We start from the raw sequence: 6,238 nt of genomic DNA, 5'->3' as shown, positions 1-6,238 counted from the left end.
CCCGCCAGCCCGCCAGCCCGCCAGCCCGCCAGCCCGCCAGCCCGCCAGCCCGCCAGCCCGCCAGCCCGCCAGCCCGCCAGCCCGCCAGCCCGCCAGCCCGCCACGGCAGTGAATGCGAGCCGCCGTGTAGATCATTCCCTATATTTCCTATCGATTTACTAGGGAAGTATTGACGGCGCCCGGCTGGGGTGCGCAGGATGATGCACATGTGCCCCACGCAGCAACGACTCGTTCGTCGTCGGCATGTCGACTTTGGTCACGTCGTCAGCGCCGCCTGCTGTCGCGTCTAGGGCACGCGACTCGCAGCATCCCGCGTGCCGCTCCTCCTTCAGGTGAACTCACCCACCGCTCCCGACATCCCAACACCCTTCTGAAGGACGACTGCCATGACCACGGCACTTCCGGCTCAGCCCGCTCCCCTGGATTCGCCGCTCTCCGACGTGCGCCATCTTCGCCTGGTGGGCGACACCCCACAGATCGGCAGCGGGGAACACGACGCGGCGCCGCTCGTCGGCTACCTCCTGCTCGTCCCCGAGGGCACCGACCCCGCCGAACTCTTCGCCAAGGACGGGGTACGGCCGGACCTCCGACCGGTCACCTACGACGACTCGCCTCCCGCGCCGCGGACGGGCGATGACGTCATCCGCGTCGACACCGCGCGGCATGTCGCGGAGGCGGACGGACAGGAACTCGACCTCACCTACCTGGAGTTCGAGCTGCTGGCCCATCTCGTTCTGCGCCCCCACCAGGTGCACTCGCGTGAGCAGTTGGTGGCCGGCGTATGGGGCTACGACCATGTCGGCGACGGCCGCACCGTGGACGTCCACATCGCGCGCCTGCGCCGCAAGCTGGGCAAGGCTCACCAGCACCGGATCGTCACCGTCCGACGCGTGGGCTACAAGTACGTGCCCGACAAGCAGACGAGCCCCGACGCCGCTCTCCGCGGCCGGCCTTGAGGAGACCAGTCCCATGGGCTTTGCCCCCGCGCCGTCCGGTCCCGCCCCGGAGTCCGACCGGACCGCGACGGGCCGTGCGCACTGGCTGCGCGTGGCCCGCGAGACGGCGGACGACCTGGCCACGGACGCGGTGGTCCGGGAGCAGGCGGGCAAGGTCCCGTTCGACGAGGTGTCCCGGCTGCGCGAGGCGGGACTGCTCGCCTTGCTGATACCGGCCGAGCTCGGGGGCGCAGGCGAGGACTGGCCCACGGCCTACGCCGTCGTCCGGGAGATCGCCGCAGCGGACGGCGCCATCGGCCAGCTCCTCGGCTGTCACTACTTCATGTCCTGGAGCGCCCGGTTCTTCACCGAGCCCGCCCTCGCAGCCCAGGTCGGGCGGCAGTCCGCGGCGGAGCAGTGGTGCTGGGGCGGTGGTTTCACCCGCCAGGAACCGCCCCTCGCGCTGAACAGGACAGCCGGTGGCTACCTGCTGGACGGTCGGCAGAGTTACGTCACCGGAGTCCTGGTCGCCGACCGGCTCGTCGTACGGGCCGTGCGGACCGACAGCGGGGAACCGCTCGCCGTGGTCGTCGATCCCGCCCGGTACGGCGTGGTGATCGACGGTGACGCCGACCCCTTCGGCCAACGGCTCGCGGCCGGTGGCAGCGTGGAGTTCGACGGCGTGCCGGTCAGCACCGACGACGTACTCGGCTTGTCCGCGGACGAGGACGCCCTGTCGCCCGCAGCCTCCCTGGCGTCGCCGGTCGGGCGGCTCGTGTCCGTCCAGATCCGTCTCGGCATCGCCGAGGGGGTGCTCGCCGAAGCCCGTGAGTACAGCCGGACCGGCCACTCCCCCTGGGACCCGGCGTGGCCGGCCGGCACGCCGCAGGACCCGCAGGTGCTGACCACCTACGGGGAACTCACCGTCCTCACCCGCTCCGCGTCCGCGCTCACCGGTCAAGCGCTGGAAGCCTTGCAATGCGGGCTGACGCGCGGCGAAGAGCTCACGTACGACGAGTACGCGGAGGTATCGGTCCTCGTGGCGATGGCCGAAGCCGCCGCCTCCAGGGCCGTGCAGGAATGTACCGCCCGCGCACTGGACGTCATCGGCGCCCGCTCCACGTCCTCACGGCTGGGCTTCGACCGCTTCTGGCGCAATGCCAGGACCCACACCTTGTACGAGCCCGTGGCCGACCGACTCCGCGATGTCGGGGACTACTTCCTCAACGGGGCGCACCCCCCGTTCGTCCTGCCCGCCTGACCTCGCAAGGCCCTGCCTTGGTCTCGGCCTTGGTCTCCGGCGGCCTCAACCCTTTGGCCGCCGGGCGGGAAAGGTGCCCGGCATCCCGCTCGCGGCGGACGCCGACCGAATTCGTACGGGATAATGAACGTATGCGGATCTCAGCCAGGGCGGACTACGCGGTACGTGCCGCACTGCAGCTCGCCGCGTCACGAGACGACGGGCCACTGAAGGCCGAGGCCATCGCCGACGCCCAGGACATCCCGCACAAATTCCTCGAAGGCATCCTGAACGACATGCGCCGGGGTGGGCTCGTCCTCAGCCAGCGCGGCGGGAACGGCGGCTATCGGCTGGCCAAGCCTCCCGAGTCGATCAGCATCGCCGATGTCATTCGTGTCGTGGACGGCCCGCTGGTCTCGGTCCGCGGGGTCCGCCCTCCCGACCTGTCGTACACCGGACCCGCTCAGTCGCTGCTTCCCCTGTGGATCGCGCTGCGCTCCAACGTGCGCGAGATCCTCGAGGGCGTGTCCCTCGCCGACGTCGCGTCGGCCGAGCTGCCCTCCGACGTCTCCGCGCTGACCGACGCTCCAGGCGCCTGGACAAACCCCTGACCGCAGGCCCACTCCCAGCCTGATCTCGCATCATGAGATCAGGCTGTCCACCATATGAACACCCTCTTGGGGTGAACGCCACCTTCTGTCACGATCCCCATCAACCAGGTGGGAAAACTAGGGAACTGCGGGGTGGCCATGAGAACGCTCAACCGCACAGACCGGTTGCTGCCCCTTCTGACCTCGCGTCGCCACATCGACCTCGGCCGCACGTCCAGCGCCATCTGTCGACCCGTCTGACGCCGTCCACGGAACCTGGTGGCTCACGCAGAACACCACTGGGTTCCCTGCCACCCCGCCCCTGAGGGCGGACCGGACGCTCTTCGACACTCCTGCTGACTGCGTCACCCGCACATCCCCATGACCGCATCCCTTCGGGCACGGCGTGGCTGTGACGGCGACGCGCCATTCGCTCCGGCACCACACGCCACGTTCCGCTCCTCAGCCCTCGTCGGCGTTCCTGCCGCCGAGGGCCGGCAGTGGAGTGCCGGCGCGTGCCAAGAGGCTCTACGCCTCGCATTTCCGAACCTCCTTTCAACCCATCCTCTGAGAGGACACCTCAGTGTCTGCCGCACGACCGCTCACCACCCTGCGCACCATCGCCGTCATAGCCACGCTTCCCCTGCTCACTCTCGCTGCGTGCGGGTACGGGTCCGAGTCGAAGGACGACGACACGTCGAAGGTGGCGGCCGAGGGCAAGAAGCTCTCCGCGGACACCGTACGGATCGGCTACTTCCCGAACCTGACGCACGCCACCGCCCTGGTCGGCGATCAGGAAGGCCTGCTGCAGAAGGAACTCGGTGGCACGAAGGCCACCTACTCGCAGTTCAACGCGGGGCCTGCGGAGATCGAGGCGTTGAACTCGGGTTCGATCGACATCGGCTGGATCGGTCCCTCGCCCGCGATCAACGGCTACAGCACCACCGACGGCAAGGGCCTGCGGATCATCGGCGGCTCCGCCTCCGGCGGCGTGAAGCTCGTCGTCAACCCGGACAAGGTCACGTCCCTCAAGGACGTCAAGGGCAAGAAGATCGCCACCCCGCAGCTGGGCAACACCCAGGACGTGGCGTTCCTCAACTGGATCGCCGAGCAGGGCTGGAAGGTCGACGCGCAGAGCGGCAAGGGCGACGTCTCCGTGGTCCGCACCGACAACAAGATCACCCCGGATGCCTACAAGTCCGGCTCCATCGACGGCGCCTGGGTGCCCGAGCCGACCGCCTCCAAGCTGGTCGCCGAGGGCGGCAAGGTCCTCCTGGACGAGGCCGACCTGTGGCCCGACAAGAAGTTCGTGATCACCAACATCATCGTCTCCCAGAAGTTCCTCGCCGAGCACCCCGACGTCGTCCAGGCGGTGCTGCGCGGCTCGGTGAAGACCAACACCTGGATCAACGCCAACCCCGACAAGGCCAAGGCCGCCGCGAACGAGAAGCTGCAGGAGCTGTCCGGCAAGCCGCTGCCCGCCGACGTGCTGGACCCGGCCTGGAAGTCGATCCAGTTCACCGACGACCCGCTGGCCTCCACCCTCAACACCGAAGCCGCGCACGCGGTCAAGGCCGGCCTCCTCAAGAAGCCGAAGCTGGACGGCATCTACGACCTCAAGCCGTTGAACAAGGTCCTCACCGCCGAGGGCAAGAGCACGGTCGACGACGCCGGACTCGGCATCAAGTAAGTCACGTAACCACCGGACCGCCCCCCCTTTATCGCCCGCATGAGTTCCCAGGAGGTGACGACCATGGCAACCGCCCTCGCCAAGGCCGCCGACGCCACTACGTCGGTGGAGTACGCCGCGCGGATCGAGCACGTCTCGAAGTCCTTCACCACCCCGGCCGGCCGCCAGCTCGTCCTGGACGACATCACCCTCGATGTCGCACCCGGCGAGTTCGTCACCCTCCTGGGAGCCTCCGGCTGCGGCAAATCCACCCTGCTCAACCTGGTCGCCGGACTCGACAAGCCGTCCGCGGGCACGATCGGCACCGACGGCCGCCCCGCTCTGATGTTCCAGGAACACGCCCTGTTCCCCTGGCTGACCGCCGGCAAGAACATCGAACTCGCCCTCAAACTGCGCGGCGTGCCGAAGGCCGAACGCCGCGACAAGGCGGAGGAACTGCTCGCCCTCGTCCGCCTGACCGGTGCGTACGGCAAGCGGGTGCACGAGCTGTCCGGCGGGATGCGCCAGCGGGTCGCACTGGCCCGCGCACTCGCCCAGGACAGCAAACTGCTCCTGATGGACGAGCCGTTCGCCGCCCTCGACGCCATCACCCGCGACGTGCTGCACGACGAACTCACCCGCATCTGGCGCGAGACCAGCGTCTCGGTGCTGTTCGTCACCCACAACGTCCGCGAGGCGGTCCGCCTCGCCGAACGCGTGGTGCTGCTGTCCTCGCGTCCGGGGCGTGTCGCCCACGAGTGGACGGTCGACATCCCGCAGCCACGCCGCATCGAGGACTCCGCCGTCGCGGAACTGTCCGTCGAGATCACCGAACAACTGCGTGGGGAGATCCGCCGCCATGGCCAGCACTGACACCGGGGTCGACGTCAACAAGGACGGTTCCCCAGCCGCCGGGGAGCCCCAGGACCCGCACGATCTGGCGGGACTGGAGGCCGGCCTCGACGCGCTGGATTCGGTGCGGGTCGACCGTACGCCTCTACGCGAGACCCTGATCGGCAAAGTGCTGCCGCCCGTCGTCGCCGTGGCGCTGGTGCTGGTGGTCTGGCAGGTCCTGGTCTGGGCGAAGGTCACCGACAGCTACAAACTGCCCGCACCGTCCGCGGTGTGGAACGAGCTGACCGACGCCTGGCGGCAGGGCACACTGCTGGAGTACATCTGGACCAGCGTCTCGCGCGGCCTGCTCGGCTTCCTCATGGCCCTGGCGATCGGCACGCCGCTGGGTCTGCTGGTCGCCCGCGTGAAGTTCGTCCGCGCGGCCATCGGCCCCATCCTGTCCGGACTCCAGTCACTGCCGTCCGTGGCCTGGGTGCCTCCCGCCGTGCTCTGGCTGGGCCTCAACAACTCGATGATGTACGCGGTGATCCTGCTCGGCGCGGTCCCCTCGATCGCCAACGGACTCGTCTCCGGCGTCGACCAGGTACCCCCGCTCTACCTGCGAGCCGGCCGCACACTCGGCGCCACCGGGCTCCGCGGCACCTGGCACATCATCATCCCCGCCGCACTGCCCGGCTACCTCGCCGGCCTCAAACAGGGCTGGGCCTTCTCCTGGCGCTCCCTGATGGCCGCCGAGATCATCGCCTCCTCACCCGACCTGGGCATCGGCCTCGGCCAACTCCTGGAGAACGGCCGCACCGCCAACAGCATGTCCATGGTCTTCCTCGCCATCCTCCTCATCCTGATCGTCGGCATCGCCATCGACCTGCTCATCTTCAGCCCACTGGAGCGGCGGGTACTGCGCAGCCGGGGCCTCCTGGTCGCTCACTGAGCGAACGGATGGCGACCG

Annotated in this window: 7 protein-coding genes; all 7 read left to right on the top strand. The window is 69.1% G+C overall.

All coding sequences use genetic code 11. From position 1 onward, the window contains the following. The first annotated feature begins 386 nt into the window (after positions 1–386). On the top strand, positions 387–956 hold the full coding sequence (locus tag ACH4YP_RS42560) for a winged helix-turn-helix domain-containing protein (protein ID WP_398496569.1): 570 nt from the start codon (positions 387–389) through the stop codon (positions 954–956). Positions 957–969: 13 nt separating this feature from the next. Next, a complete protein-coding gene (locus ACH4YP_RS42555) occupies positions 970–2,196 on the top strand; it encodes an acyl-CoA dehydrogenase family protein (RefSeq protein ID WP_398496567.1) in 1,227 nt (408 codons plus the stop codon). A gap of 131 nt (positions 2,197–2,327) precedes the next feature. Beyond that, complete coding sequence (locus ACH4YP_RS42550; protein WP_361066726.1) at positions 2,328–2,786, top strand: Rrf2 family transcriptional regulator; 459 nt, start codon at positions 2,328–2,330, stop codon at positions 2,784–2,786. A gap of 138 nt (positions 2,787–2,924) precedes the next feature. Then, positions 2,925–3,026: a putative leader peptide gene (locus tag ACH4YP_RS42545; protein ID WP_327394225.1), complete on the top strand. Its 102-nt coding sequence runs from the start codon at positions 2,925–2,927 to the stop codon at positions 3,024–3,026. A 322-nt stretch (positions 3,027–3,348) separates the two neighbouring features. Further along, on the top strand, positions 3,349–4,455 hold the full coding sequence (locus tag ACH4YP_RS42540) for an aliphatic sulfonate ABC transporter substrate-binding protein (protein ID WP_398496565.1): 1,107 nt from the start codon (positions 3,349–3,351) through the stop codon (positions 4,453–4,455). 63 nt (positions 4,456–4,518) lie between these two features. Beyond that, positions 4,519–5,307, top strand: a complete 789-nt coding sequence (locus ACH4YP_RS42535; RefSeq protein WP_398496563.1) for an ABC transporter ATP-binding protein — start codon at positions 4,519–4,521, stop codon at positions 5,305–5,307. Further along, a complete protein-coding gene (locus tag ACH4YP_RS42530) occupies positions 5,294–6,220 on the top strand; it encodes an ABC transporter permease (protein WP_398496561.1) in 927 nt (308 codons plus the stop codon). Before ACH4YP_RS42535 ends, ACH4YP_RS42530 begins: the two co-directional genes overlap by 14 nt. Positions 6,221–6,238: the final 18 nt, after the last annotated feature.

Source organism: Streptomyces sp. NPDC020747 (genome assembly GCF_044334695.1).
Taxonomy (GTDB): Bacteria; Actinomycetota; Actinomycetes; order Streptomycetales; family Streptomycetaceae; genus Streptomyces.
This window is presented reverse-complemented; position numbering and strand designations above follow the sequence as displayed.